The sequence below is a fragment of the Acidovorax sp. IB03 genome, from assembly GCF_016406015.1.
In the GTDB taxonomy this organism is placed as follows: Bacteria; Pseudomonadota; Gammaproteobacteria; order Burkholderiales; family Burkholderiaceae_C; genus Acidovorax; species Acidovorax temperans.
Genome location: NZ_JAEFCH010000031.1, coordinates 1 through 24,265 on the forward strand (window position 1 = coordinate 1; position 24,265 = coordinate 24,265).

Consider the following 24,265-nt stretch of genomic DNA (forward strand, 5'->3'; position numbering starts at 1 on the left):
CACTGTCATACAGAGCCTCCTCGCACGCCAGATCGGCCAGGTTGAACCAGTGCTGAAGAAAATGGATGCGCAGCATGCGCTCCAACCCAATGGGCGGACGGCCGTTGCCGGCCTTGGGGTAGTGCGGCTCTATCACCTGGCACAGGGCGGCCCAAGGCACTATTGTCTCCATGGTCCGCAAGAACTCTTCACGTCGGGTGGGCTTGCGCGACTGCTCGAATCCGTTGTTTTGATCTGCGGCCATTGCCAGGGTCTGCTGCTTCATCTGCGGATAACGTTTGAGAAGCGACAACGGTGGACCTTGATCAGCATTGCCTTAAAGCTGCGACTGCCCAGCAGCACTGTGCTCCAAAAATCCACCAACCTGTGCAAGTGCTCGTCCCACTGGCCGTTCAGGGCCTCGTCAAACACCGGGCCCAGCAGCGCGTCTTGTCGCACATCGGCATAAAACGCGTGCACCAACTCGGAAATGCTCTCAACAGTGGGGGTGTGATAGGTCAGGTTGGCTTGCATGGCGCACAGTGTGAGCGATCAGCTGCAGCTACATGCTGACGTACCGCAACCCCCGGCCTTGGAAGACGCCTCAAACTGAGGGAAAAGCACGTTGTTTTCCAGGTGGATATGATTGATCAGGTCATCGTTGAGCTGGGCGATGCCGGCATACAGGGCGCGCCAAGTGTTGCACGCGCCCTGGGGGGGCGTGGCATCGTTGGTCAGGGCGTTGAGCTTGTCGAGCGCCTCGCCATGGTCCACATGCTCGGCACGCATCATGCCAATAGGGTGCACCACGAAGGCATTGCCGCCGGTCTTCAGCATGGGGAACAGAATGGTTTCTTCCTTCTCCATGTGCGACAGCAGCTCTTCGTGCATGGCTTCCAGCGTATCGGCCAGGCCCGCTGGCACCTCGGGGTTGTCGCGGTGCACGGCTTCCACTCGGCGCGCCATGCGAATCAGTTCTGGAAGCTGCGCGCGATGCACTTCGTGGTAGCGGGCCAGGATGTGGTCTACCAGTTCGGCAGGCGAGGTAATGCCAGGCAGGTTGGTGCTGCGCTGCAGTTGCGACAGCTCGGCCAGGATGGCGTCCACGTCCAGCGATTTCTGTGCAGCCGCCTCGCGCAGGCTGATCTGGCCGCCGCAGCAAAAGTCCAGCTTCAAACGGCGAAAAACGGCGGTGGAACCCGGCAGCTCCACAGCGATCTGACCGATGGCTTGCTCTGCGCTCAAAGCGGGTTGGGTGTCTTGCAGGCGGGCATTCATGGGGGTCTTCCTTAAAGATTCATTTGGTATGAATATTTTATTCAATAAAATTCATGTTGCAAGCATCTTTTAATTCGAGCCAGGAACAACGCCATGCGCCTTACCCAATGGACTGACTACACCTTGCGTGTACTGATGTATTGCGCGGCTACGCAGGGCCGTGAACAACCTGTGACGATCACTGAAGTGGCTGAGGGCTATGGCATCTCGCGCAGCCACCTGATGAAGATTGTGCAAGAGCTTGCCGCCCAGGGCTTGCTCGAGACAACGAGGGGCAGAGGAGGCGGCATGCGCCTGATGAAGCCGCCCAGCGAGATCAACCTGGGCGCCGTGGTGCGCCAGACCGAAACCGACTTTCACCTGGTCGAGTGCTTTGACCCCCGGGTGAACCGTTGCCGCTTGAGTGACAACTGCCGGCTCAAGGGTGCCTTGGGGGCAGCCATCAACGCTTACCTGGCGGTGCTGGATGGCGTGACCCTGGCGGATTTGGTGGATGCGCCCGCGTCCACCATGGAGGTGTTGCCGCTGGTTCAGCATCCCCGGCGCAGCGCCAAGCCTGCGTCTGGCCTGGCGGTGAAATGATCCGGTGAGCGTGCTTGAGGTGGCCCGAGGCTTGGTCGGGCCTATCGCAACTGCATTGAATACTGCCCAGACAGGGCAGCGCTGCGATGTGGGGCCGAGCGGATCGGCTATTTTGTGTGTGTTCGAAAAGGTCCGTTGCCGAACCTTTTCCGAAGGAGGTTACGGAGTCACCACTTCCAGCAAGCGGTCCAGGCCACCCTGGTTGATGGCCACATGGGCTTGCGCACGCACGGTGGGTTTGGCGTGGTAAGCCACTGAAAGACCGGCGACGCCCATCATGGGCAGGTCGTTGGCACCGTCGCCCACAGCAATGGCCTGCTTGGGGGAGATGCCCATCAGCGATGCCAGCTCCAGCAGGGTGCGGCGCTTTTCGGCGCCATCGCAAATGTCGCCCCAGGCCTGGTCCACCATGCGACCAGTCAGCTGACCGTTGTCCACTTCCAGCATGTTGGAGCGGGCGAAGTCGATGCCCAGGCCCGCGCGAACGCGATCGGCAAAGAAGGTGAAGCCGCCCGATACCAGCAGCGTGGTGAGTCCGGCGGCTTTCGCGGCGGTGATCAGCTCTTTGGCTCCGGGGTTGAAGCGCAGCCGTTCGGTGAACACATGCTCCAGATGGCTCACCGTCACCCCTTTGAGCAGGGCGACGCGCTGGCGCAGGCTTTCCTTGTAGTCGGTGATCAGTCCTTGCATCGCTGCTTCGGTGATGGCGGCCACTTCTGCCTTTCGGCCAGCGGCATCCGCAATTTCATCCACGCATTCGATGTTGATGAGCGTCGAGTCCATGTCAAAAGCAATCAGCTTGAAATGGTACAGTGAGAGCGGCGCTTGAATGCCCTGGACAACGAGGCCTGGGGCCAGTTCGGTGGCTTGTGTCATGAAAAAACTGCGGCTAGACGGAAATGGAAAACCGCAATGGTAGCCCTGTGGCAAAGGGCTGCCTCTGTGCCGCAGACCTTGGGCACAAGGCGCATCGCTTTGTAAGCGCACGCTCAGCCAGCCCACGTCAATAGCGGCTGGCTGCAGCGTTTAAAGAGAAAAAAGGCCCTAAGGCGCATACATAAAGCGCAAGCAGCTATCAAAATAGAAGCAAACGCTTGCGCCTAAAGCGCCATCACTGCAGGCGCCTCTCAAATCAGCTCAGCGCGTGGACGTCTGTCCTTCTCGGTTGCCCTTGCCGACCTGTGCGGGGTTGGGCGCTGGTGGCTCGTTCATCTTCACCACAAACATGCGCACGAAGAACGCAGCCATGCACAGCATGAATCCAATGCCGATGATGCTCATCAGGCCGTAGTCGGTAGAGAAAAGGTCGTTCAGCAATTTCATGGGGAAACCCTCTTTCTTGAATGGATATCCCACTATCGTGCCCCAGAGGCGTGGGCGGCTTGCGCTATGTCAAGAATCCACCAGCCACGGCGGTCGGCTTCAATCGGGTTTGCGCAAGTACAAACGATCCGACCATGTGGCCAGCCACTCGGGCTTGAACGCCACAAAGATCGCCGTCAACATGCCCGTGACGAACGCGTCGCCCCAGGCCATGAGCCAGCGTGCGACCAGCGACAGGTCCCCTTCCACGCCTGGGAGCGAATGTCCGCTCCACTGCCCCAGCACGTTTGCCAAAAACAAGCACACGGCCGTGCCGAGAAAGGCGCGACCCAGCACGTAGACAAAGGGCTGTGTGCCGATCAGGCGCCGGATGACTGCACCCAATGCCAGCGCCAAGCTGGCAGGCACAACCCCTTGCCAGGCAATCGTGCCCACGGCGTCAGCCCAGTCGAGCGAAGGCGAAAGCACGGCCGCAATGCCGCCCACGGCCACCAAGGCCGGTATGGCCAGCGGCCACCCCAGCATCAGCACCACCAGGCAGGCACCAGACCATTGCAACTGCAGCGGCATGCGATGCAGTGTGGGCAGCGCCCACAGCCAGGGCAGCACCACCAGTGTAGCCAGCAGCGGCGTCACGAGCGGGGAGGGCTCGCTGGGCCCGTCTTTCTCCAGCGCCTGACGGCTCAGCATGCGCCAGGGGCGCAGCCACAGCGAAATGGCCAAGGCCACCGCGATCAGACAAGCTTCAAGTTCCATAGCGTTCCTGGCGCGGTGTTGCCGAGGGCGTGGCGTTTATCCGAGGGCGGGTTGGGCCAGCGGCTGCCCGAGCCCGCGCAAGATATCGCGCACCAGTTGTGCCCGATCCTTCGGCTCTTTCAACTCGCGCTCGATGCGCAGCTTCTCGTTGCCCGCCAGCTTGATGTGCTTGTTCTTCTGGATGAGCTCGATGATGCGCATCGGATCAATCGGCGGCTGGGGCTTGAAGGTGATGTTGATCACGCCCGGCGCCGCATCCACCTTCACCACGCCGTAAGGCTGGCTCAGTACGCGCAGGCGGTGCACGTCGATGAGGGTCTGGGCCTGCGGCGGCAGTTTGCCAAAGCGGTCCACGATCTCTTCGAGCAAGCCGTCGATCTGGTCGGGCGTCTTGGCCGTGGCCAGCTTCTTGTAGAACGACAAGCGCAGGTGCACGTCGCCGCAGTAGTCGTCGGGCAGCAGGGCGGGGGCGTGCAGGTTGATGTCGGTGGTGACCGACAGGGGGCTGAGCAGGTCGGGCTCCTTGCCCGCCTTGAGCGCCTTGACGGCCTCGTTCAGCATCTCGTTGTAGAGCTGAAAGCCCACTTCGAGCATGTTGCCGCTCTGGTTCTCGCCCAGCACTTCGCCCGCGCCGCGGATCTCCAGGTCGTGCATGGCCAGGTAGAAGCCGCTGCCCAGTTCCTCCATCTGCTGGATGGCTTCGAGCCGCTGCTGCGCCTGCTTGGTCAGGCCTTCCACGTCGGGCACCATGAGGTAGGCATACGCCTGGTGGTGGCTGCGGCCCACGCGGCCGCGCAGCTGGTGCAGCTGCGCCAGGCCAAACTTGTCGGCGCGGCTCATGATGATGGTGTTGGCCGTGGGCACGTCGATGCCGGTCTCGATGATGGTTGAGCACAGCAGGATGTTGTAGCGCTGGGCCACGAAGTCGCGCATCACGCGCTCCAGCTCGCGCTCGGGCATCTGGCCGTGGGCCACGGCAATACGCGCCTCGGGCAAGATTTCTTCGAGCTTCTGGCGGCGGTTCTCGATGGTCTCCACCTCGTTGTGCAGGAAGTAGACCTGCCCGCCGCGCTTCAGTTCGCGCAGCACCGCCTCGCGGATCACGCCCGTGCCTTCGTTGCGCACAAAGGTCTTGATCGCCAGGCGCCGCTGCGGCGCGGTGGCGATCACCGACAGGTCGCGCAGCCCTTCCAGCGCCATGCCCAGCGTGCGTGGGATGGGGGTTGCGGTGAGGGTGAGCACGTCCACCTCGGCGCGCAGGGCCTTCATCTGCTCCTTGTGGCGCACGCCAAAGCGGTGCTCCTCGTCGATGATGAGCAGGCCCAGGTTGTGGAACTTGGTGGATTCACTGAGAAGCTTGTGTGTGCCCACCACGATGTCCACCGTGCCGTCGCCAATTCCTTTGATGGCGGCGGTGATCTCCTTGCCGGAGCGGAAGCGCGAGACCTCGGCAATCTTCACCGGCCACTTGCTGAAGCGGTCTACCAGCGTCTGGTAGTGCTGCTCGGCCAGCAGCGTGGTGGGCGCGAGGAAGGCCACCTGCTTGCCGCCCGTGACGGCCACGAAGGCCGCGCGCAGGGCGACCTCGGTCTTGCCAAAGCCCACGTCGCCGCAGACCAGGCGGTCCATGGGGCGGGGGCTGATCATGTCCTGGATCACCGCGTGGATGGCGGCGTTCTGGTCGGCCGTTTCTTCAAAGCCGAAGTCGTTGGCAAAGGTCTCATAGTCCTGCGGGCTGTAGCGGAAGGCATGGCCTTCGCGCGCCGCACGCCGGGCGTAGATGTTGAGCAGCTCGGCCGCGCTGTCACGCACCTGCTCGGCAGCCTTGCGTTTGGCCTTTTCCCACTGGCCGCTGCCCAGCTTGTGCAGCGGCGCCTCGTCGGCGCTCACGCCGGTGTAGCGACTGATGAGCTGCAGCTGGCTCACGGGCACATACAGCACGGCCTTGTCGGCATATTCCAGGTGCAAAAACTCCTGCATGGCGGGCGAGCCATCGGGGTTCTTGTTGCCCACGTCCATGTTGACCAGGCCCCGGTAGCGGCCGATGCCGTGCTGGCTGTGGACCACCGGGTCTCCCACGTTCAGCTCGGCCAGGTCCTTGATCAGCGCCTCGACATCGCTCACCTGTTCCTGCTTCTTGCGCCGGCGCGTGGTGGGGCCGGCGGCAAACAGCTCGGTCTCGGTGACGAAGTCGATACCGTCCTCGATCCAGCTAAAGCCCACGGTGAGACCGGCGGTGGCGATGCCCACCTTTTCGTCGGCGGTGCCCTGGAACTCGGCCAGCGAATCGAAGGCCGGAGGGTTCACCCCGCTGGCGCGCAGGAAGTCGAGCAGGCTCTCGCGCCGGCCATCGCTCTCGGCCAGCAGCAGCACGCGGTGCTGCGTGTTGCGGATGTGGGCGTGCAGGCGGGCCAGCGGGTCTTCCGCACCGCGCACTACCGACAGGTCGCCGAGTTTCTGGAAGTGCGGGTTGTCATCCACATCCTCCACGCCGGGTCGGATGGACAACTGGGCATGTTCCTTGGCGCGGGTGTAGAACTGGTCGGCCGACAGGAACAACGCCTCGGGCGGCAGCACTGGCCGTTCAGGGTCGCCCTGCACCAGGCGGAAGCGGTCCTTGGTGTCCTGCCAGAAGCGCTGGAAGGCTGGTTCCAGGTCGCCGTGCAGCACCACCGTGGCTTCGTCTCCCAGATAGTCGAACACCGTGGCCGTGTCGTCGAAGAACAGCGGCAGGTAGTACTCGATCCCCGCCGTGGCCACGCCCGCGCCCATGTCCTTGTAGATGCGGCTCTTGGTCGGGTCGCCCTCCAGCATCTCGCGCCAGCGGCTGCGGAATTTGGCGCGCGCCTCGTCGTCCATGGGGAACTCGCGGCCGGGCAGCAGGCGCACCTCGGGCACGGGGTACAGGCTGCGCTGGCTGTCGGGGTCGAAGGTTCGGATGCTGTCGATCTCATCGTCGAACAGGTCTACGCGGAATGGCACGAGCGAGCCCATGGGGAACAGGTCGATCAGCCCACCGCGCACCGCGTATTCGCCAGGGCTTACCACCTGCGATACATGGCTGTACCCGGCCAGCGTGAGCTGGGCCTTGAACTTGGCTTCGTCCAGCTTTTGCTTCGTCTTGAAGTGGAAGGTGTAGCCGGCCAAGAACGAGGGGGGTGCCAAGCGGTACAGCGCAGTCGTGGCGGGTACCAGCACCACATCGGCTTCACCTTGCGAGATGCGCCACAGTGTGGCCAGCCGCTCGCTGATCAGGTCCTGGTGCGGGCTGAATGTGTCGTAGGGCAGCGTCTCCCAGTCGGGGAACAGCGCGCAGCGCAGGCCGGGCGCAAAGAAGGCCATCTCGTCGATGAGGCGCTGCGCGTCGGCAGCGTCGGCGGCGATGATGGCCGTGGTGCGGTGAGAGGCTTTGTCACGCTCGGCCAGGCGGGCCAACAGCAGGGAATCGGCGCTGCCCACGGGGCGGGGCAGGGAGAAGCGTTTACCAGGGGTGAGTTTTGGCAGTTCCATGCGGAGACGGTGTCGTCAGCCCCGCAGCACCCCCTGGGGCGCGAAGCGCGCACGGGCTGGGCGGGGCGGGGGAGTGGGGATTTTAGAATGCTCTCCTCATGACCGCTGCGCTCCTGCCCTCCACCCCTTCTGATCCTGCTCCTTTGTCGGCCCATGGCCGTTTTTGGGGCCTGGTGCCCTGCGCAGGCATGGGGCTGCGCGCGGTGGCTGCGCCCGCAGCGGGCACGGCGCCCGCACCCTCGCTGCCCAAGCAGTACCACTTGGTCGCGGGTCAGCCCATGGTGCTGCACACCCTGGCCGCATTTTCTGGTGTCAGCCGTTTGTTGGGCACGCTGGTGGCGGTGGCGGCGGGCGACCATTTTCTGGACGCCTATGCCCATCCCTCTTTCTTCAGGGTGGAGTGCGGCGGCCCTACCCGGGCCGATACGGTGCTGGGAGGATTGAAGGCGCTGCTGGCGCGCGGCGCGCAGCCACAGGACTGGGTGCTGGTGCACGATGCGGCCCGCTGCCTCATCACCTCGGCGCAGATCGACACCTTGATTGACACCTGCGCGACCGATGGCGTGGGTGGTCTGCTCGCCCACAAGCTGGCCGACACGCTGAAAACCTCGATTGATGGCCCAGGCGGCGTGCGCGTGGCCACCACGGTGGACCGCAGCGACAAATGGCTGGCCCAAACCCCGCAGATGTTCCGCATCGGGCCACTGATGGCCGCCATCGAGCGCATTGGCCCTGCTGCAACCGATGAGGCCAGCGCGATGGAAGCGATGGGGCTGCACCCTCGGCTGGTGCCCGGGGGGGCGCAAAACTTCAAGGTGACCTACCCCGACGACTTTGCCTTGGCCAGCGCGGTGCTGGCCCAGCGCGGGCATGGCACGACGCTGGAGCGTTTTGGCGGCGGGCGAGTGGCGCCCACCCTGGGCGGCTGAGCCTGGGCTGCTCCACAAACTTCTTGCGAACGATTTTTGAAACAGGTTGCCTCTACGCAGGCAGAAGGTGAAGCGATGAATTTCCGGATTGGTGAAGGATGGGACGTGCACGCACTGGTGCCCGGTCGCCGCTTGGTGATTGGTGGCGTGGTGATTGAGCACAGCATGGGCCTTCTGGGCCACTCAGATGCCGATGTGCTGCTGCACGCCATCACCGATGCCCTTTTGGGCGCGGCCGGCCTGGGTGACATTGGCACGCATTTTCCAGACACCGACCCCACCTTCCGTGGCGCAGATTCGTCCGTGCTGCTGGCTGAAGCAGCCCGCCGGGTGCGTGCGGCTGGCTACGAGATTGGCAACATCGACAGCACCGTGGTGGCCCAAGCGCCGCGTTTGGCGGCGCACATTCCTGGCATGCGCGCCTGCATTGCGCAGGCACTGGGTGTGCAACCTGATCAGGTCAACGTGAAAGCCAAGACCGCAGAGCGCCTGGGCCCGGTGGGGCAGGGGCTGGCCATGGAAGCGCGTGCCGCTGCGCTGATCTACCGCGCCTGACAGTGCTTTTAACGGGCCGAGCCGCCCGCCTTGGCGCGCAATACTTCAGTGCGCGTTCGCGGCTTCTTCAAACCGGTCTACCGTGCGCAGTTGTTTGAAGCCCAGGGTCCATCCCCCCACCACGCCCGGCGTGCACAGCCCACCCAGCACGGCGGCGGGCACGACGCCTAGCCAGGCGGCGCTGGTGCCGGCGCGGAACTCACCCAGCTCATTGGATGAGCCAATGAACAGCATGTTGACCGCGTTCACGCGGCCCCGCATATGGTCGGGCGTGGAGAACTGCACCAGCGCACCGCGGATGTAGACGCTGACCATGTCGGCAGCGACCGCCACCAGCAAGGCCGCGAACGACAGCCAGAACCAGGTGGACACCGCAAACAGCAGGTTGGCCAGCCCAAACACTGCCACCGCCACAAACATGGTGCGCCCCACCTTGCGGTTGAAGGGGCGCATGCTGAGGTACAGGCCCGCACCCACTTCACCCACCGCCAGGGCACTGCGCAGCGCACCCAGCCCCGCCGGGCCTACGTGCAGCACTTCGCTGGCGTAGATGGGCAGCAAGGCCACCACACCGCCCAGCAGCACCGCAAAAAGATCCAGCGAAATGGTGCCCAGGATGATGGGGCGTGAGCGGATGAAACGAATACCTGCGCCAAACCGTTCCCACATGGTGCCCGTGGCCGCCGCTGCATTGCGGGCCTGCAGGGTGACGACGCGTGACAGCAGCACGGTGCCCAGCGCAAAGCACACAAAGCACAAGGCATAGGTCAACCGGCCCCCGCCCAGCGCATACAGCACCCCACCCAGCAAGGGTCCGCCAATGCTGGCCGCGCGCATGAGCATGCTGTTGGCGGCAATGGCAGCGGCCAGCTGTTCGCGCGGCACGACTTGCGGCAGCAGGCTTTGCAGTGCGGGCCCAGAGAACGCCCGCGAGCAGCCAAACAACACCAGCACGGCATATATGCCCGTCACCCCTGCCACGCCTGCGGTGGTGAGGCCTGAAAGCCACCACAGTGCGCCGCCGCACACGGCTCCCACCGCCCAGCTGCTGGCCAGGATGGCTTTGCGGTTGAAACGGTCGACCAAATCCCCGGCTGGCAGCAGCAGGCACAGCATGGGTAAAAACTGCGCCAACCCTACGTATGCGAGTGCGAGTGGGTCTCGGGTCAGGTCATACACCTGCCAGGCCACCACCACGGCCTGTATCTGGGTGGCAAACACCGCCATGAGCCGTGCGCTGATGAATGCCAGAAAGCCTGGGTGGCGGTAGATGCTGGTGGACGGCTTGGCAGCTAGGGCTGGGTTGGTGCGAGTCACGTTGCTGGGCGGGCCCCGAGGCCCGCAGAGAGGGGAGGAGGATGCTAACGCCTGGCCTGGCGCAGGAGCGCGCAAGGGTTGGCCGCATTGACTGCTGGCGCCTTAGCCCCGGTGCCGTTGCCGATAAGTCCATGGCGCCAGAGGGCGCTTTTGCGACCAAAGCCCCAGACGTTGAGATCGCGCGCGCTGCTGCAACGGCTGCAGCTGGGGATGTTGCTGGGTGTAGGGCGTGTAGACCCAGGCCATGCCTGCGGCAACCTGGGTGGCTGCCACATCTTTGCCCGCACACTGCACATTGGCCACGGTGCGGCCGTAATCGTCCCGCGTCAGGGGCTGCAGCCGGGCCTTTTGCCGAAAGCACAAATGCGCCAGGTGTTGTTTTGATCGGGTGCCAAACGCCTGTTTGGTTTCGGGTGCATCAATGGCGGCGACGCGTACCTTGATGGGGCGGTAGGCACCCGGTGCGCCGCAGCGGGCGGTGAGGGTGTCGCCATCGCTGATGGCAACAACCAGGCAGAACATGACAGTGAGAGACACGAGCAAAGGCGCGCGGGAACAAACCGTGGCGCAATGGAACCAAAAGGGGCGCCACTATACGGTGATCCCGCTCGGCGGCGCATGGTGGGCTACAGTTCTTTACGCTCGCAGTTCACAAAGTGGCCAGAAAAACCGGCTACCCTTTCACTACCTTTCCAGTCTTGTCGGAGAACACAGATTTGAACCAGTTTTCAAGCGCCTCGCGTGCCGGGGCCATGCCCCTGCCCATCGGGCGCCGGGTGATGAGCGCCATCGCCCTGTGTGCGGTGACCTTGCTGGCTGGTTGCGCCACCACCGGCAGCGTGCCAGTGTTTTACGGCCCGCAGGAGAAGTTTGGCTCGGTGGCCACCTATTCGCGCCTGTTTGACGCCACCCCTGCGCAGACGTGCGAAGCCTCACGCCGCGCTTTGCTCAGCCAGGGCTACCTGATCAACACCACCACGGCCGAGATGGTGGAGGGGAAGAAGAGCTTCCAGCCCAGCCCAGAAACCCACTTGCAGATGGTCATTCGCGTGGTGTGCGTACCTGACAGCCCCAGCGGCAAAGTGAGCCTCGGGTTTGTGACGGCCTTGCAGGACAGCTATGCCCTGCGCAAGACCAACAACTCCGCCAGCCTGGGCGTGGGGGCCCTGGGGTCCGTGTCGTTGCCCATAGCGGCCAGCAGCGATTCGTTGGTCAAGGTGGGTAGCGAAACCATCGCCTCCGATGTCTTCTACGACAGCTTCTTTGACCTGATCAAGCGCTACCTGGCGGCCGATGAACTGCCGCCTGAGGCATCGTCCAGCGGGGGCTGATGCCCGGGCTGTGAACCCCCATGGGCTGGGTCTGAATGGCTGCAGCCTTTACTTTTGTGCGCGGTTGCATGACCATTTGACTTTTATGCACTGCAACAGGAGGCAGCCATGGAATCTGTTCAGCCCCGCGCCGATGCCGCCACCCGATACGGCCCGCTGACTGCCACCACCGCCGTTCAGTCTGCGGGCAACGCCCGCCGCGAAGCCGCCGCACAGCCCGGCAATGCGGCCAGCCCCTCCAGCGACGCCGGTGAAACCACCGCCACCTTCAGCCGCCGCGCGCAAGAGCTTTCGGCCCGGCAGACGCAAGAGGTGCGACAGGCACAAGACACGCAAGACCAGGATCGCATGACGGCCCGGCAGACCAGCGACGCCATGCAGGCGCGCCAAGCTGCCGAGACTGATGCAGCTGCTGAGGCCAATCGCAGGGCCACGGCCCAATCCACTGCCACCGAAGTAGCGGGGGCCCTGGGTGCGCAGGCCCGCTGGGCCTACCAGGGTGTGGACAGCATGTCGGCCGCTGGCTGACGCAGCCGCGCTACCGCACACCGCAGGTTCACCCCCAGCACCACCCCCAAGCGCCAGGAGTTCGCCATGGTTTCCGCCGTTCGCAGTGTGGCCCCTGCCGCCAATACCTCCTTGGCTGTGCAGAGTGCTCGGCGCGAAGCGCAGCAGGCCGAGCAAACGGCGCGCGCGCTGCAAAGCCAGGCGCAGGCCGCCCAGCGCAGCGCAGACCAGGAACAAGCCCGCGCTGACGACCTCCGCACCCAATCCGCCAGCGCCGACCAGCGTGCCAACCGGGCGCGTGGCAGCTTGGCTGCGGCCACTGATGCAGCATCGCGTCCTGCCGCCACGCTCCCGGGGGTGACGCTGGCATCCCCACCGTCGGACTCTGCGCTGCTCAGGGCAGACGGACGCGTGGCCGGGGCCTCCAGCACGGGGCTTTACGTCAACGTGTTTGCTTGATAGCTTGATGGAGCTGATTTGACGGTTCGGAACTGAAGCCGCATACCCCGCAGGCACACTCTTGCAAGCGTGGCTGCAAATTAGCAGCCGGGCGTTGGCTACCGCGCGTTCACCTGTTTCCACAGGCCGGGCGCAAGCCCTTCCAGTGAATACGGCCCCATGGCCGCCCTGACCAGGCGCAGGGTGGGGTAGCCCACCGCTGCCGTCATGCGGCGCACCTGGCGGTTGCGGCCCTCGCGGATCACCAGCTCCAGCCACGACGTGGGGATGGACTTGCGCTCACGGATCGGGGGCACGCGTTCGCCCACATCGGGTGGCGGGTTCAACAGGCGTGCACGGGCGGGCAGGGTAGGCCCGTCATTCAGCACCACGCCCAGGCGCAGGGCAGCCATGGCAGCTTCGTCGGGCGTGCCCTCCACCTGCACCCAGTAAGTCTTCTCCATCTTGAAGCGCGGGTCTGCAATCTGCGCTTGCAGCTTGCCGTCGTTGGTCAGCAGCAGCAGGCCTTCGCTGTCCGCGTCCAGCCGCCCGGCCACATACACGCCGGGCAGGTCGATGTAATCCTTGAGCCCTTGCCACTTGCCCTCGGGCGTGAACTGGCTGAGCACGCCGTAGGGTTTGTAAAAGCAGATCAGCAGCGCGTCTTCGGGCGCGATGCGTTCGGCTACCGGTCTGCGCACGCCTGCCCGCGTGGTCGCTGCCTTGCCGGTGGGCTGCGCCACCGCAGGCCTGGGGCGGGTGAGCTTGGGGCGGGGGCTGGGTGGGGTCATGGGGCGTTGTGGCGGCAGCGGCTCGCGTCATTCTTCGTCTTTGCCCACCACGGCTCGCACACTGGCGGCGCCTACGTCTACCGTGGTGCCCACCACGGTCGCACCCACTTTCACCGTGGTGCTCACCACCGTAACGGCTGCATCGGCCACAGCCACCACGGCGCAGCCAGAGCACAGCAGGGCCACCGCACAGGCCAGGGCGCCCAGCGCTGGACGAACCCGTGGAACAGGATGCAGGCGGGTAGAAAGCAGGGTGAAGCGCATGGGGCAGACCAAAGATGTGAGTTGCGTGGGGCAGGGGCTAAAGCACCAGCCTTTCCAAGCGTGAGGGGCGGATTGTGCTCCAGCCCCGGTCAGTCCATGAACAGGGCAGGGTCCACCATGGTGCGGTTGAGCATCACGCCCCAGTGCAGGTGCGGCCCGGTCACGCGGCCGGTGGCGCCCACCTTGCAGAAGGCGTCGCCCGCGCTCAGGGTGTCGCCCACCTGCACGTCGATGCTGCTCAGGTGGCAATACATGGTGAGCACGCCGTGGCCATGGTCCAGCCACACCGTGCCGCCGTTGAAAAAATAGTCGCCCGTGTCGATCACGGTGCCCGGCAGCGGCGCCACGATGGGCGTGCCGGTGGGGGCTGCGATGTCCATGCCGCTGTGCGGATTGCGGGCCTGCCCGTTGAACACCCGCCGCAGGCCGAACGAGCTGGAGCGCCGCCCCGGTGTGGGCTGGCGCATGTGCAGGGACGGCAGGGCGCCGCCTGCGGGTTCGCTCCAGGTGGCCATGATGCGGGCCTGGTGGTCGCGTTCGCGCTCATAGCGGGCCTGGTCTTGGGGCGACAGGTCTACCGTGCGGGGCGAGACGGTGAGTTGCTGCTCCGCATACCGCTTGGGGGCCACGGTGTAGTGAACCTGCCGTGCCTGCCCTTCGGCCGCTGCGGGCAGCACCGTCACATGGGCGTCGCCCGTGGGGGCGGCCAGTGGAATGCCCAGCACGGCCGTCCACTCGATGGCGTCGCCCACCACCAGCACGGGCACATCCGCATCGCCCTGGCGCACCTGCACGCGGGGCCGTTGCGCTGCGGGGCCCAGCGACAGCCGCGCCACGCCGCCCGGCACTGCCAACGCGCGCGGCCAAACACCTGCGGGCGCGGGCCGCTGCTTGGCAGCCAGACCAATGCTGGGCAACGATGCCAGGGTGAGGGACGCGAGCAGGTGGCGGCGGTTCAAGTGCGGCATGGAAGGGGGCGGTGTTTGAAAGAAAAATAGCTGCCAGCGCTTATTCTATAAGCGCTGGCAGCTATCAAATTTGAAGTGAGTTGCTGGCTGGCTGGTCGGCTGGCAGCTCCGCGTCAGACGGGTGTGAATTCGTACGTGACGGATTCGCTGTCCACCATGTCCAGCACATCGTTCAGCACGTCATCGTCGTCGGTGCTGCTCCAGGTCTCTTCGGGGTTGGTGGCAAACAGGGGCTCGATGGCCAGGTCCATGAACGTGCCGTCGGGCAGCTGGAGCACGGGCGTGCCTTCAGACGTTTCCACCAGGCTCCAATCGTCGGGCACGGACATTTCAAGCTGGATGGTGACGTTGAGTTTTTTCATGGTGCATTCCTAAAGAGTAAGGTGCCAAGGGTAACCGAGTTTGAATGAAAAATGGCCTTGGTGTACGGGTAATAAGCGCCGACAGCTATCAAAAGAGGAGCGAATGGATGAGCGCGGGCCAGGGCCGGCACAACCCCCGCATTAGTCCGGTATGGCGGCCTCGGCCGGTTGGGCGAGCAGCAGCAGCGACTCCTGCCACCCCAGGTAGCAGGCCTCGGCAGGAATCATGGCCGGAATGCCTTCTTGCACTACCTTCAGCTCGGTGCCCACGGAGACGGGCTTGAAGGTGACGGTGGTACGCATCTCGCCGGGCAAGTGGGCGTTGTCAAACCGGTCGGTGTGGACGATGCGCTCATGGGGCACCAGTTCCAGGTACTCCCCCCCAAACGCGTGCACTTGTCCGGTGGCAAGGTTGCAAAACTGCATGCGGTAGCGCCCGCCTACGCGCGCATCCAGCTCGAGCACGCGGCCGGTGAAACCGTGCGGCGGTAGCCATTTGGCCATGGCGTCGGGGTCCAGAAAGGCGCGGTACAAGCGCAGGCGGTGCGCGCAGAACGCGGTGCAGCGTGACGGTGCCGGGGGCAGACGAGTTGGCGGGCATGGGGGCTCCAGAACAAGGGATGCAGGCAACGAAGAATGGGCGCCCATCATGATCTGTGCCCCTGGCGCTGTAAATGGCGCAGCCGCGTGGCTGCATAACATTTACATCGCGTTGCGAAAGGGATGGTTTTACGCGGCAGCCTGCAGGCGCACTTCGTAGCTGGTGCTGCCTTGCGCCCACTGCACCAGGCGATCAATGTTGGGGTGCTTGCCGGGGTTGGCGTGGGCGTCGGCCGTGTGTTCGGCATACCACTCCAGGCCCAGGCTGGCGGCAGCAGGGGTGATGCGGCCGCCATACAGGGCAGCCAGCGCGTGGTACACGGCCAGCGAACCCGCTTGACCGGGCTTGTTTTCTAGCGTGGCGGTAGGTTGGTTGTCGGCGCCCAACACATGCAGGGCGGAAAGGTGGGCGATGGAAGGCAGTTGCTGGAGGCGGCTGGCAAAGTTCATGGTGTGTGGTGCAGTGAGAAAACCCGCGACCATACCGCAACGGAAGGGGTGGCGGGAGAAAGGCTTGCTTCTGTTTTGATAGCTGCTTGCGCTTGTGGATAAGCGCTAGAGCCAAATTTTGTGAATTTTCGAATGGCTCAGGCCAGCAAGGCCGTGTGCAGCTCGGCGGTGTTCAGGTGGCTTGCCACGTCTGCCGCGCCCGGCGCAGAGCCGCCCAGGCGTGGTACCACGCCCCAGCAGGGGGCGTTCAGCCGGTCGGCCAGCGCCGTCAGGTTGTCGGCCTGGTGGGGTTGGGTGGCGTCCACGGTGTTGCCCACCCAGCCGGCCAGCGCCAGCCCGCGCGCACGAATCGCCTGGGCGGTGAGCAGGGCGTGGTTGATGCAGCCCAGGCGCAGGCCCACCACCAGCACCACGGGCAAGGCCAGCTCGGCGGCGAGGTCGGCGGTGTCCCAGTCGGCGGTGAGCGGCACGCAGAAGCCGCCCACGCCTTCCACAAAGCCGACCTCCGCCCGCGCCAGCGTGGCGCGCACTGCGCTCAGCAGAGCGGTGCGGTCGATGCTCACCCCCTCCAGTGCGGCGGCGATGTGCGGCGCGCAGGGGGTGCGCAGCTGCAGTGGGCCCACATCGGCATCGCTCAGGTCGGGGAGGTTACTGGCCGCTTGCAGGCGGGCCACATCCTCATTGACCCAGTGCAGTCCTGCGGGGCCGCTCACGGCCTCCTGGCCGGCCGCCACGGGCTTGACAGCCACGCTGCGCCGCCCGGCCTGGGCTGCCCAGTGCGTGAGCGCGGCGGTGATGGTGGTCTTGCCGATCTCGGTGTCGGTGCCGGTGACAAAGAAGGCACGGGTCATGGTGTGGCGGTCTCCAGGTCGCTTGTCAGGGTGTTTTGCAGCGCATGCAGCAGCGCGTCCACATCGGCCTCGGTGTGGCTCGCACACAGGGTGATGCGCAGGCGTGCCTCACCTTCGGGCACGGTGGGCGGGCGGATGCCGGGAACGCGCAGGCCCGCCGCATCAAGCCGCGCGGCCAGCGCCATCACGGCGGCGTTGTCGCCCACGATCAGCGGTTGCACGGGGGTGTCGGAATCGGCCAGCCGCCAGCCCAAGTCAGGTCGGCGCGCCATGAGCGCCTGCACGCCGGCGCGCAGCCGGGCCTGCAATGCTTGCAGTTGCTGGCGCCGTGCCTGGCCTTCGGCTCCCTCGATCAGCGCCAGGCTGGTGCACAAGGCGTGGGCCACGGCGGGCAGCGAGGCGGTGGTGAAGATGTAGGTGCGTGCGGCCTGCAGCAGGTACTGCGCGATGGTGGCGTGCGCCACGACGAAAGCCCCGGCCAGGCCGGCCGCCTTGCCCAGGGTGCCGACCAGGATCAGCCGTTCGCTGCACAGGCCAAAGTGTTCCAGCACACCGCGCCCGCGCTCGCCCAGCACGCCAAAGCCGTGGGCGTCGTCCACCACCAGCCAGGCGTCATGGGCCTCGGCCAGGCGCAGCAGCGCGGGCAGCGGGGCGATGTCGCCATCCATGCTGAAGACGCCGTCGGTCACGATGAGCTTGATGCGCGCCGTACTGGCGGCGAGCTGGGCGGCCAGGGTGGCGAGGTCGGCGTGCGGGTAGCGCTGCACGGGGGCCTTGGCCAGGCGCATGCCGTCGATCAGCGAGGCGTGGTTGAGCGCGTCTGAGAAGAACTCGGCCTCGGCGTCGCCCAACGCGGTGGTCACGGCCAGGTTGGCCATGTAGCCCGTGCTGAAGGTGAGGCACCGGGCCTGCGGGATGTGGGGCGCGTACCAGCCGGCCAGCGTGGCCTCCAGCGCCTCGTGGGCGGCGGTGTGGCCGCTGATGAGGTGCGACGCGCCCGAGCCGCCAGCCCAGTGCGCGGCACCCTCGGCCAGGGCCTGGGCCAGCGCGGGGTGGCCGGCCAGGCCCAGGTAGTCGTTGGAGCAGAACATGAGCAACTCCCGCTCATCCCCCGGGCTGGCCTGCGCATCGCGCACCCTCTGGCGCGGTCCGGTGGGGCTGTGGGCCATGCGCAGGCTGCGGGTCTGGTGGCGTGCGGCGATGGCCGCAAGCTGGTGGTTCAGGTGGTCAAGCAGCATGGCTCAGTCCTTGGCGGTGACGTCGTCGAGGGCGGCGGCCACGGCACGGGCCAGGAAAGCGGCGCTTTCGTCGTCGATCAGGTAGGGCGGCATCAGGTAGACGGTGGCGCCGATGGGGCGGATCAGCAGGCCGTGGCGGCGTGCCGCCAGGTGAAAGCGCTCGCTGAAGCCAGCGCCGGCTTCGGCCACGTCAAACGCCAGGATCAGGCCGCGCTGGCGCCAGTGGCGCACGCGCGGGTGGGTGGCCAGCGGCGCGCAGTGGGTGGCCAGGCAGGCGGCCTGCACGCGCACGCGCTCTGCCTGGCCCGCATCAAAGCGGTCGAGCACGGCGTTGGCGGCGGCGCAGGCCAGGGCGTTGCCGGTGTACGAGTGCGAGTGCAAAAAGCCCCGCCCCACGTCTTCGCTCCAGAAGGCCCGGTAGACGGCTTCGCTGCTCAGCACCAGCGAAAGCGGCAGGGTACCGGCGGTGATGCCCTTGGACAGCAGGATGAAGTCGGGCCAGTCGGCTGGTCCGGTGGGCTCGGTCTGCTCCCAGGCGAAGAAGGTGCCGGTGCGCCCGCAGCCCACGGCGATTTCGTCGGCAATCAGGTGCACGCCGAACTCGCGGGTGAGGGCGCGCAGACCGCGCAGGTAGCCCGGCCCGTGCATGACCATGCCGGCTGCGCCCTGCACCAGGGGCTCGACGATGACAGCGGCGATGTGCTCGGCGCGCTCGGCCAGCAGCGCGCGCATCGCGGCCAGGGCGGCGGCCTCGTTGCCCCGGCGCTCATCGGGTGATTCGACGGTGTGGGCACGCATCAGCAGCGGGTCGTACGCATCGCGGAACACGGCCACGTCGGTCACGGCCAGCGCACCGATGGTTTCGCCGTGGTAGCCGTTTTGCAGACACACAAACTCGCGCCGCTGCGCTTGCCCCAGGTTGCGCCAGCTGTGGAAGCTCTGCTTGAGTGCAATCTCGACCGCGCTGGCACCGTCGGATGCGAAGAAGGCGTGGCCCAGGGCGCCGCCAGTGCGTGCACCCAGGCGCTCGGCCAGGCGCACGGCGGGCTCGTGGGTGCAGCCGGCCAGCATCACGTGGGGCAGGGTGCCCAGCTGCTCGCGGATGGCGTTGTGCACGCCAGCATCACTGTGGCCGAACAGGTTGACCCACCAGGAGCTGTTGGCGTCAAAGTAGCGTTGCCCTGCCGTGTCTTCCAGCCAGGGGCCATTGCCCCGGGCGATGGCCAGCGGCGGCAGGTGCTCGGCCCGCGCCATTTGTGTGCAGGGGTGCCACACAGCATCAAGGCTGCGGCGCGCGAGGGACGCTGGCTGCGGGTGAGGTGAGGACATCGGGTTCTCCGGCAATGCGCAAAAAAACACTGCCCAGGGCCTCAGCGTCAGCCTGGGTGGACAGGTCGGGGCCGGAGTGTAGTGGAGGAAAACGCGTTTTGAAGGGCTTTGAGGTGTGGTGCACCGGTCAAGAAAATGGCGAAAGTAGATAGCTATTTATAGAAGATGGTGATTTTTCGATGCGTTTGTTGATTTTTGCCAAGTTCGAGAATTGGGCCATTTCAGCATCTGCCGCTATCTCGCGGAAACGGTCGGGCCCCACGGGGCGCAAAAAGTGATGTGACTGGCACAAAAAAGCCCCGCGGTGGGGGCAGGGCTTGATGGCGTGGGACTGGCGGACTGTGCGGGAAGACTCGGCGCCCCCTTGCTGTGGCCTTTGGCGCCAGCCCCCGACCGCCACGGTGTGCGGCCGGGGGGCATGGCGCGCCGAGTGGCCCCCTCCGCCCGTGCCGTGGAGCGATGTGAGAGAGGGGGGGGGGAAAGTGCGTCACGCTACATCGAAGCGGTCCAGGTTCATCACCTTGGTCCACGCGGCCACAAAGTCGCGCACAAATTTGGCTTGTGCATCAGCCTGGGCATACACCTCGGCAATGGCGCGCAGTTGGGAGTTGGAGCCGAACACCAGGTCCACGCGGGTGCCTGTCCACTTCACAGCGCCGGTTTGGCGGTCGCGGCCTTCATACACCTCGTTGGCGGGCGATGCGGGGCTCCAGGCGGTGCCCATGTCCAGCAGGTTGGTGAAGAAGTCGTTCGTCAACTGCCCGGCACGCTGGGTGAACACGCCGTGCTGTGTGCCACCCACGTTGGTGCCGATGACGCGCAGGCCTGCAACCAGCACGCTCATTTCGGGCGCGCTCAGGGTCAGCAACTGGGCCTTGTCGATGAGCAAGGCCTCGGCGGGCACGCTGTACGTCTTCTTCTGGTAGTTGCGGAAGCCATCAGCCACGGGCTCCAGCACGGCGAACGATTCCACATCGGTCTGCGCCTGGCTGGCGTCGGTGCGGCCGGGGGTGAAGGGCACTTGCACCGACTGGCCTGCGGCCTGGGCAGCGGCTTCCACACCAGCGTTGCCCGCCAGCACGATCAGGTCGGCCAGGGATACCTTCTTGCCACCGGTTTGTGCAGCATTGAATGCAGCCTGGATGCCTTCGAGCACGCCCAGCACCTTGGCCAGCTGGGCGGGCTGGTTGGCTTCCCAGTCCTTTTGCGGTGCCAGGCGGATGCGTGCACCGTTGGCACCGCCGCGCTTGTCCGACCCACGGAAGGTGGATGCCGAGGCCCAGGCGGTAGACACCAGCTCGGCCACCGTCAGGCCCGATGCCAGCACCTGGGCCTTGAGTTCGGCCGCATCCTTGGCGTCGATCAGTGCGTGGTCCACCGCAGGCAGCGGGTCTTGCCAGATGAGGTCTTCGGCCGGTACTTCAGGGCCCTTGTACAAGGCCTTGGGGCCCATGTCGCGGTGGGTCAGCTTGAACCAGGCGCGGGCGAAGGCGTCGGCAAACTCGGCGGGGTTCTGGTGGAAGCGGCGGGCAATCTTCTCGTACGCTGGGTCCATGCGCAGCGAGAGGTCGGCCGTGGTCATCATGGGCGGGTGCTTCTTGCTGGGGTCGTGCGCGTCTGGGATCATGTGCTCGGGCTTCACGTCCTTGGCCACCCACTGGTGCGCGCCGGATGGGCTCTTGGTCAGCTCCCACTCGTAGCCAAACAGCATGTCGAAGTAGCCGTTGTCCCAGGTGGTGGGGTTGGGCTTCCAGGCGCCTTCAATGCCGCTGGTGGTGGTGTGCACGCCCTTGCCGGTGCCAAACTGGTTGATCCAGCCCAGGCCCTGCGCTTCCAGCGGGGCGGCTTCGGGCTCCGGGCCGACCAGCTTGGGGTCGCCCGCGCCGTGGGCCTTGCCGAAGGTGTGGCCGCCGGCCACCAGGGCCACGGTTTCTTCGTCGTTCATGGCCATGCGGGCAAAGGTTTCGCGCACATCGCGGCCGCTGGCCACGGGGTCGGGCTTGCCGTCCGGGCCTTCGGGGTTCACGTAGATCAGGCCCATCTGCACGGCGGCCAGGGGGGGTTCCAGGTCGCGCTCGCCGCTGTAGCGGCTGTTCGGCTTGTCGCTGGTGGCCAGCCATTCGGCTTCCGAACCCCAGTAGATGTCTTCTTCGGGCTGCCAGATGTCGGCACGGCCACCGGCAAAGCCGAAGGTCTTGAAGCCCATGGATTCGAGCGCCACGTTGCCCGCCAGGATCATCAGGTCGGCCCACGAGATGGCGTTGCCGTACTTTTGCTTGATGGGCCACAGCAGGCGGCGGGCCTTGTCCAGGTTGCCGTTGTCGGGCCAGCTGTTCAGCGGGGCAAAACGCTGGTTGCCAGTGCCTGCGCCGCCACGGCCATCGCTGGTGCGGTAGGTGCCGGCGCTGTGCCAGGCCATGCGAATGAACAGGCCGCCGTAGTGGCCCCAGTCGGCGGGCCACCAGTCTTGCGAGTCGGTCATCAGCGCCTTCAGGTCGGCCTTGAGGGCTGCGTAGTCCAGCTTTTCAAAAGCGGCGGCGTAGTCAAAGTCTTCGCCCAGCGGGTTGGATGCGGGGGCGTGCTGGTGCAGGATGCCCAGGTTCAGTTGGTTGGGCCACCAGTCGCGGTTGGTCTGGCGGGCGGTAGCAGTCTTCGCGCCTTGTACGCTGGCTTGCGCGCCGGTGAAAGGGCATTTGGCTTCGTTGCTCATGGTTCTCTCCTTCTGAAACGGGTGTCTTGCTCAACAGTGCATGAAGGATATTTCAATCGATGGCGAATGGCCATTTGTTAAAACTAATCGCTCATATGCACCGGGGCTATACGGCGCTGCATTGATAAGCATGCAAATGGTTTCTACGCATTGGCACCCCCCTTGCTTTGGCATACCTTGTGCCGCTGGTTCTGCTGGCATGTTCACCCTTTTGGAGCTTTTTGAAAATGACCCCCAACAAATTCCTGGCAGTGGCTGCTGCTGCCGTGGTGGCTACCTTGTCGTTCACCCAGGCAGCCGTGGCTGGCCCCCGGCTCGACAAGATCATGGAAACCAAGGTCATCCGCGTGGGCACGCCGGGCGACTACCGGCCGTTTGCCATCAAGACCGATGGCGGTTATTCGGGCCACGACATCGACGTGATCGAAACCATGGCCAAAGAACTGGGCGTGAAGATTGAATACGTGCCCACCTCGTGGCCCAACCTGGTCAAAGACCTGCAGGGCGACAAGTTTGACGTGGCCGTGGGCGGCATCACCCGCAACGTGAACCGCATGCGCCTGTTCGACATGCTGCCCGGCTACGCACCCTTCGGCAAAGTGGCCCTGGTGCGCGCGGCCGACAAGGCCAAGTTCACCAGCGTGGACGCCATGAACCAGCCCGGCGTGCGCGTCATCAAAAACCCCGGTGGCACCAACGAAACCTATGTGCTGGCCAACCTGAAGGCTGCGCAGGTCAGCACGCACGACAAGAACGCCGAAATCCCCGCGCTGATCGCCGAAGGCAAGGGCGACGTGATGATTACCGAAACCTACGAAGCCCTGCACTACGCCCGCGTGGACACCCGCCTGCACGCCGCGTTTGTGGACGCACCCCTCACCCCCAAGAACTACCTGGGCTTCATGGTGCCCACCGACGACGCCGACTACACCCGCGTGATGGGCTTTGTGTGGGGTTTGATAGAAAGCCGTGGCGCCATCAAGCAAGCCGCCGACAAGTGGCTCAAGTAACCCCCTGATGCCGCTGGGACAGGGCGCCAGGCGCTGCAAAATAAGCGCCCTGGCAATGGGCCGGTGACCACACCGGCCTGGCCGCCGTGGCCTTCATACGGCTTTGCCTTCCAACGCATAACCGCGTTCGTTCGCCTTGCCGTGCTGCAGCACCGCCTGGTTATCCGATTGAATGCAAACCCCCATCCCATGACTGCACCCCGCACCGCCAACCCCTCGGCTTTCCCCCCGTCGTCCTACCCCATCGGCACCCCCGGCCAGGCCTGGGGGCCTGCCGAGCAAGCCCAGTGGCGCGCGCGGCAAGTGCGCCAGCGCAGCTATGCCAACGATGTGCTGGCGGTGGTGGAAGGCCTGCGCACGCGCTTTGATGTCAGCCGCTACGGCGAAGTGGCCTATGGCGATGACCGCTACCCCGTGCACGCCATTCGCCCCCGCCAGTGGGTGGCGGGCCTGCCCACGGTGCTGGTCACCGGCGGGGTGCATGGCTATGAAACCAGCGGCGTGCTGGGCGCCTTGCGTTTTGTGGATGTGCATGGCGAACGCTACGCAGGCCGCGTGAACTGGCTGGTGGCCCCCTGCGTCAGCCCCTGGGGGTGGGAGCGCATCCAGCGCTGGAACCACGACGCCATCGACCCCAACCGCAGCTTTCGCCCCGGCACCGCGGTGCAGGAGTCTGCCGCGCTTATGGCCCTGGTTGCGCCCCTGCGCGGGCAGTTTGCTGCACACATTGACCTGCACGAAACCACCGACACCGACGAATCCGAATACCGCCCCGCACTCGCCGCGCGGGACGGCAAGGCCTTTCAGCCCGGCACCATTCCCGACGGCTTCTACCTGGTGGACGACACCGAAAACCTGCAACCCGCCTTCCAGCAAGCGGTGCTGCAGGCCGTGGCCGCCGTCACCCACATCGCCCCGGCAGATGAACGCCAGCAGATCATCGGCTCGCCCGTGCTGGCACCCGGCATCATTGCCTACCCCCTGCAAGCCCTGGGCCTGTGCGCCAGCGTGACCGGCGCGCGCTGCACCACCACCACCGAGGTCTACCCCGACAGCGCCCGCACCACACCCGAGGAATGCACCGCCGCGCAGGTGGCTGCCGTCTGCGCGGTGATGGAATTTGTGCTGCGATAGTTTTGAATCAAAAGCGGCTGTAGCGCTTGCCCAACAAGCGCTGCCAGCTATGA

26 protein-coding genes and 1 pseudogene are annotated in these 24,265 nt (G+C 65.5%); 8 read left to right on the plus strand and 19 right to left on the minus strand.

Annotated features, from left to right (window positions below; genetic code table 11):
* From IHV84_RS15150 to ytfE, 3 genes are all read right to left on the minus strand, one after another.
* Positions 1-265: transposase (locus tag IHV84_RS15150; protein WP_198847476.1), on the minus strand; the 265-nt coding region annotated here is incomplete at its 3' end.
* Positions 262-513 carry a group III truncated hemoglobin gene (locus IHV84_RS15155; protein ID WP_370541298.1) on the minus strand — a complete coding sequence of 84 codons (252 nt, stop codon included), beginning with the start codon at positions 511-513 and terminating at the stop codon, positions 262-264. The genes IHV84_RS15150 and IHV84_RS15155, both read right to left, overlap by 4 nt.
* An 18-nt stretch (positions 514-531) precedes the next feature.
* Entirely contained in the window at positions 532-1,257 is a 726-nt protein-coding gene (gene ytfE / locus IHV84_RS15160) for an iron-sulfur cluster repair protein YtfE (protein WP_044397540.1), read from the minus strand.
* Positions 1,258-1,350: 93 nt separating this feature from the next.
* Between ytfE and IHV84_RS15165 the strand changes: the two genes are divergently transcribed.
* Positions 1,351-1,839 carry an Rrf2 family transcriptional regulator gene (locus IHV84_RS15165; protein ID WP_198847477.1) on the plus strand — a complete coding sequence of 163 codons (489 nt, stop codon included), beginning with the start codon at positions 1,351-1,353 and terminating at the stop codon, positions 1,837-1,839.
* A gap of 159 nt (positions 1,840-1,998) precedes the next feature.
* Here IHV84_RS15165 and serB read toward each other — a convergent pair whose 3' ends face one another.
* From serB to mfd, 4 genes are all read right to left on the minus strand, one after another.
* Positions 1,999-2,715 carry a phosphoserine phosphatase SerB gene (serB, locus tag IHV84_RS15170; protein ID WP_198847478.1) on the minus strand — a complete coding sequence of 239 codons (717 nt, stop codon included), beginning with the start codon at positions 2,713-2,715 and terminating at the stop codon, positions 1,999-2,001.
* Positions 2,716-2,976: 261 nt separating this feature from the next.
* Complete coding sequence (locus IHV84_RS15175; protein ID WP_066789441.1) at positions 2,977-3,162, minus strand: DUF3149 domain-containing protein; 186 nt, start codon at positions 3,160-3,162, stop codon at positions 2,977-2,979.
* Positions 3,163-3,261: 99 nt separating this feature from the next.
* Positions 3,262-3,918: a hypothetical protein gene (locus tag IHV84_RS15180; RefSeq protein WP_198847479.1), complete on the minus strand. Its 657-nt coding sequence runs from the start codon at positions 3,916-3,918 to the stop codon at positions 3,262-3,264.
* Positions 3,919-3,954: 36 nt separating this feature from the next.
* Positions 3,955-7,428, minus strand: a complete 3,474-nt coding sequence (mfd, locus tag IHV84_RS15185; RefSeq protein WP_198847480.1) for a transcription-repair coupling factor — start codon at positions 7,426-7,428, stop codon at positions 3,955-3,957.
* 98 nt (positions 7,429-7,526) lie between these two features.
* On the opposite strand from mfd, the gene IHV84_RS15190 reads away from it, so the two are divergent.
* Both IHV84_RS15190 and ispF read left to right on the plus strand, forming a co-directional pair.
* The gene (locus tag IHV84_RS15190; RefSeq protein WP_198847481.1) at positions 7,527-8,357 is read left to right on the plus strand and encodes a 2-C-methyl-D-erythritol 4-phosphate cytidylyltransferase; all 831 of its coding nucleotides are present in this window, start codon (positions 7,527-7,529) and stop codon (positions 8,355-8,357) included.
* A 75-nt stretch (positions 8,358-8,432) separates the two neighbouring features.
* Positions 8,433-8,912 (plus strand): 2-C-methyl-D-erythritol 2,4-cyclodiphosphate synthase, encoded by a 480-nt coding sequence (gene ispF, locus IHV84_RS15195; RefSeq protein WP_044397526.1) that lies wholly within the window; start codon positions 8,433-8,435, stop codon positions 8,910-8,912.
* Between the two features lie 45 nt (positions 8,913-8,957).
* On the opposite strand, the gene IHV84_RS15200 is transcribed toward ispF, so the two are convergent.
* Positions 8,958-10,229, minus strand: a complete 1,272-nt coding sequence (locus IHV84_RS15200) for an MFS transporter (RefSeq protein ID WP_370541299.1) — start codon at positions 10,227-10,229, stop codon at positions 8,958-8,960.
* A gap of 102 nt (positions 10,230-10,331) precedes the next feature.
* Positions 10,332-10,766 (minus strand): thermonuclease family protein, encoded by a 435-nt coding sequence (locus IHV84_RS15205; RefSeq protein WP_370541300.1) that lies wholly within the window; start codon positions 10,764-10,766, stop codon positions 10,332-10,334.
* A 215-nt stretch (positions 10,767-10,981) separates the two neighbouring features.
* Between IHV84_RS15205 and IHV84_RS15210 the strand changes: the two genes are divergently transcribed.
* The 3 genes from IHV84_RS15210 to IHV84_RS15220 all read left to right on the plus strand — a co-directional run bounded on the left by IHV84_RS15210 (position 10,982) and on the right by IHV84_RS15220 (position 12,526).
* A complete protein-coding gene (locus IHV84_RS15210) occupies positions 10,982-11,560 on the plus strand; it encodes a DUF2242 domain-containing protein (RefSeq protein WP_198847514.1) in 579 nt (192 codons plus the stop codon).
* 108 nt (positions 11,561-11,668) lie between these two features.
* Positions 11,669-12,088 carry a hypothetical protein gene (locus IHV84_RS15215; RefSeq protein ID WP_198847484.1) on the plus strand — a complete coding sequence of 140 codons (420 nt, stop codon included), beginning with the start codon at positions 11,669-11,671 and terminating at the stop codon, positions 12,086-12,088.
* Positions 12,089-12,154: 66 nt separating this feature from the next.
* Entirely contained in the window at positions 12,155-12,526 is a 372-nt protein-coding gene (locus tag IHV84_RS15220; RefSeq protein ID WP_198847485.1) for a hypothetical protein, read from the plus strand.
* 98 nt (positions 12,527-12,624) lie between these two features.
* Here IHV84_RS15220 and IHV84_RS15225 read toward each other — a convergent pair whose 3' ends face one another.
* The 10 genes and pseudogenes from IHV84_RS15225 to katG all read right to left on the minus strand — a co-directional run bounded on the left by IHV84_RS15225 (position 12,625) and on the right by katG (position 22,068).
* Positions 12,625-13,296, minus strand: coding sequence for a pseudouridine synthase (locus IHV84_RS15225; RefSeq protein ID WP_198847486.1), 672 nt, complete (start codon positions 13,294-13,296; stop codon positions 12,625-12,627).
* A 27-nt stretch (positions 13,297-13,323) separates the two neighbouring features.
* On the minus strand, positions 13,324-13,560 hold the full coding sequence (locus IHV84_RS15230) for a hypothetical protein (RefSeq protein ID WP_233100049.1): 237 nt from the start codon (positions 13,558-13,560) through the stop codon (positions 13,324-13,326).
* 89 nt (positions 13,561-13,649) lie between these two features.
* A complete protein-coding gene (locus tag IHV84_RS15235) occupies positions 13,650-14,528 on the minus strand; it encodes a peptidoglycan DD-metalloendopeptidase family protein (protein ID WP_198847487.1) in 879 nt (292 codons plus the stop codon).
* A gap of 113 nt (positions 14,529-14,641) precedes the next feature.
* Complete coding sequence (locus tag IHV84_RS15240) at positions 14,642-14,890, minus strand: hypothetical protein (protein WP_066696127.1); 249 nt, start codon at positions 14,888-14,890, stop codon at positions 14,642-14,644.
* A 141-nt stretch (positions 14,891-15,031) separates the two neighbouring features.
* Positions 15,032-15,491: pseudogene (locus tag IHV84_RS15245) on the minus strand (SRPBCC family protein).
* Between the two features lie 128 nt (positions 15,492-15,619).
* Positions 15,620-15,940 carry a DUF2322 family protein gene (locus tag IHV84_RS15250; RefSeq protein WP_198847488.1) on the minus strand — a complete coding sequence of 107 codons (321 nt, stop codon included), beginning with the start codon at positions 15,938-15,940 and terminating at the stop codon, positions 15,620-15,622.
* Positions 15,941-16,077: 137 nt separating this feature from the next.
* Positions 16,078-16,791 carry a dethiobiotin synthase gene (gene bioD, locus IHV84_RS15255; RefSeq protein WP_198847489.1) on the minus strand — a complete coding sequence of 238 codons (714 nt, stop codon included), beginning with the start codon at positions 16,789-16,791 and terminating at the stop codon, positions 16,078-16,080.
* Positions 16,788-18,029 carry an 8-amino-7-oxononanoate synthase gene (gene bioF, locus IHV84_RS15260; RefSeq protein WP_198847490.1) on the minus strand — a complete coding sequence of 414 codons (1,242 nt, stop codon included), beginning with the start codon at positions 18,027-18,029 and terminating at the stop codon, positions 16,788-16,790. The genes bioD and bioF overlap by 4 nt, the downstream gene beginning before the upstream one ends.
* A gap of 3 nt (positions 18,030-18,032) precedes the next feature.
* The gene (bioA, locus tag IHV84_RS15265) at positions 18,033-19,358 is read right to left on the minus strand and encodes an adenosylmethionine--8-amino-7-oxononanoate transaminase (protein WP_198847491.1); all 1,326 of its coding nucleotides are present in this window, start codon (positions 19,356-19,358) and stop codon (positions 18,033-18,035) included.
* Positions 19,359-19,845: 487 nt separating this feature from the next.
* Positions 19,846-22,068, minus strand: a complete 2,223-nt coding sequence (gene katG / locus IHV84_RS15270) for a catalase/peroxidase HPI (RefSeq protein ID WP_198847492.1) — start codon at positions 22,066-22,068, stop codon at positions 19,846-19,848.
* A 227-nt stretch (positions 22,069-22,295) separates the two neighbouring features.
* On the opposite strand from katG, the gene IHV84_RS15275 reads away from it, so the two are divergent.
* Positions 22,296-23,078 carry a transporter substrate-binding domain-containing protein gene (locus tag IHV84_RS15275; protein ID WP_142084588.1) on the plus strand — a complete coding sequence of 261 codons (783 nt, stop codon included), beginning with the start codon at positions 22,296-22,298 and terminating at the stop codon, positions 23,076-23,078.
* A 189-nt stretch (positions 23,079-23,267) separates the two neighbouring features.
* Positions 23,268-24,212 (plus strand): M14 family metallocarboxypeptidase, encoded by a 945-nt coding sequence (locus tag IHV84_RS15280; protein WP_198847493.1) that lies wholly within the window; start codon positions 23,268-23,270, stop codon positions 24,210-24,212.
* The last annotated feature ends 53 nt before the right edge of the window (positions 24,213-24,265 follow it).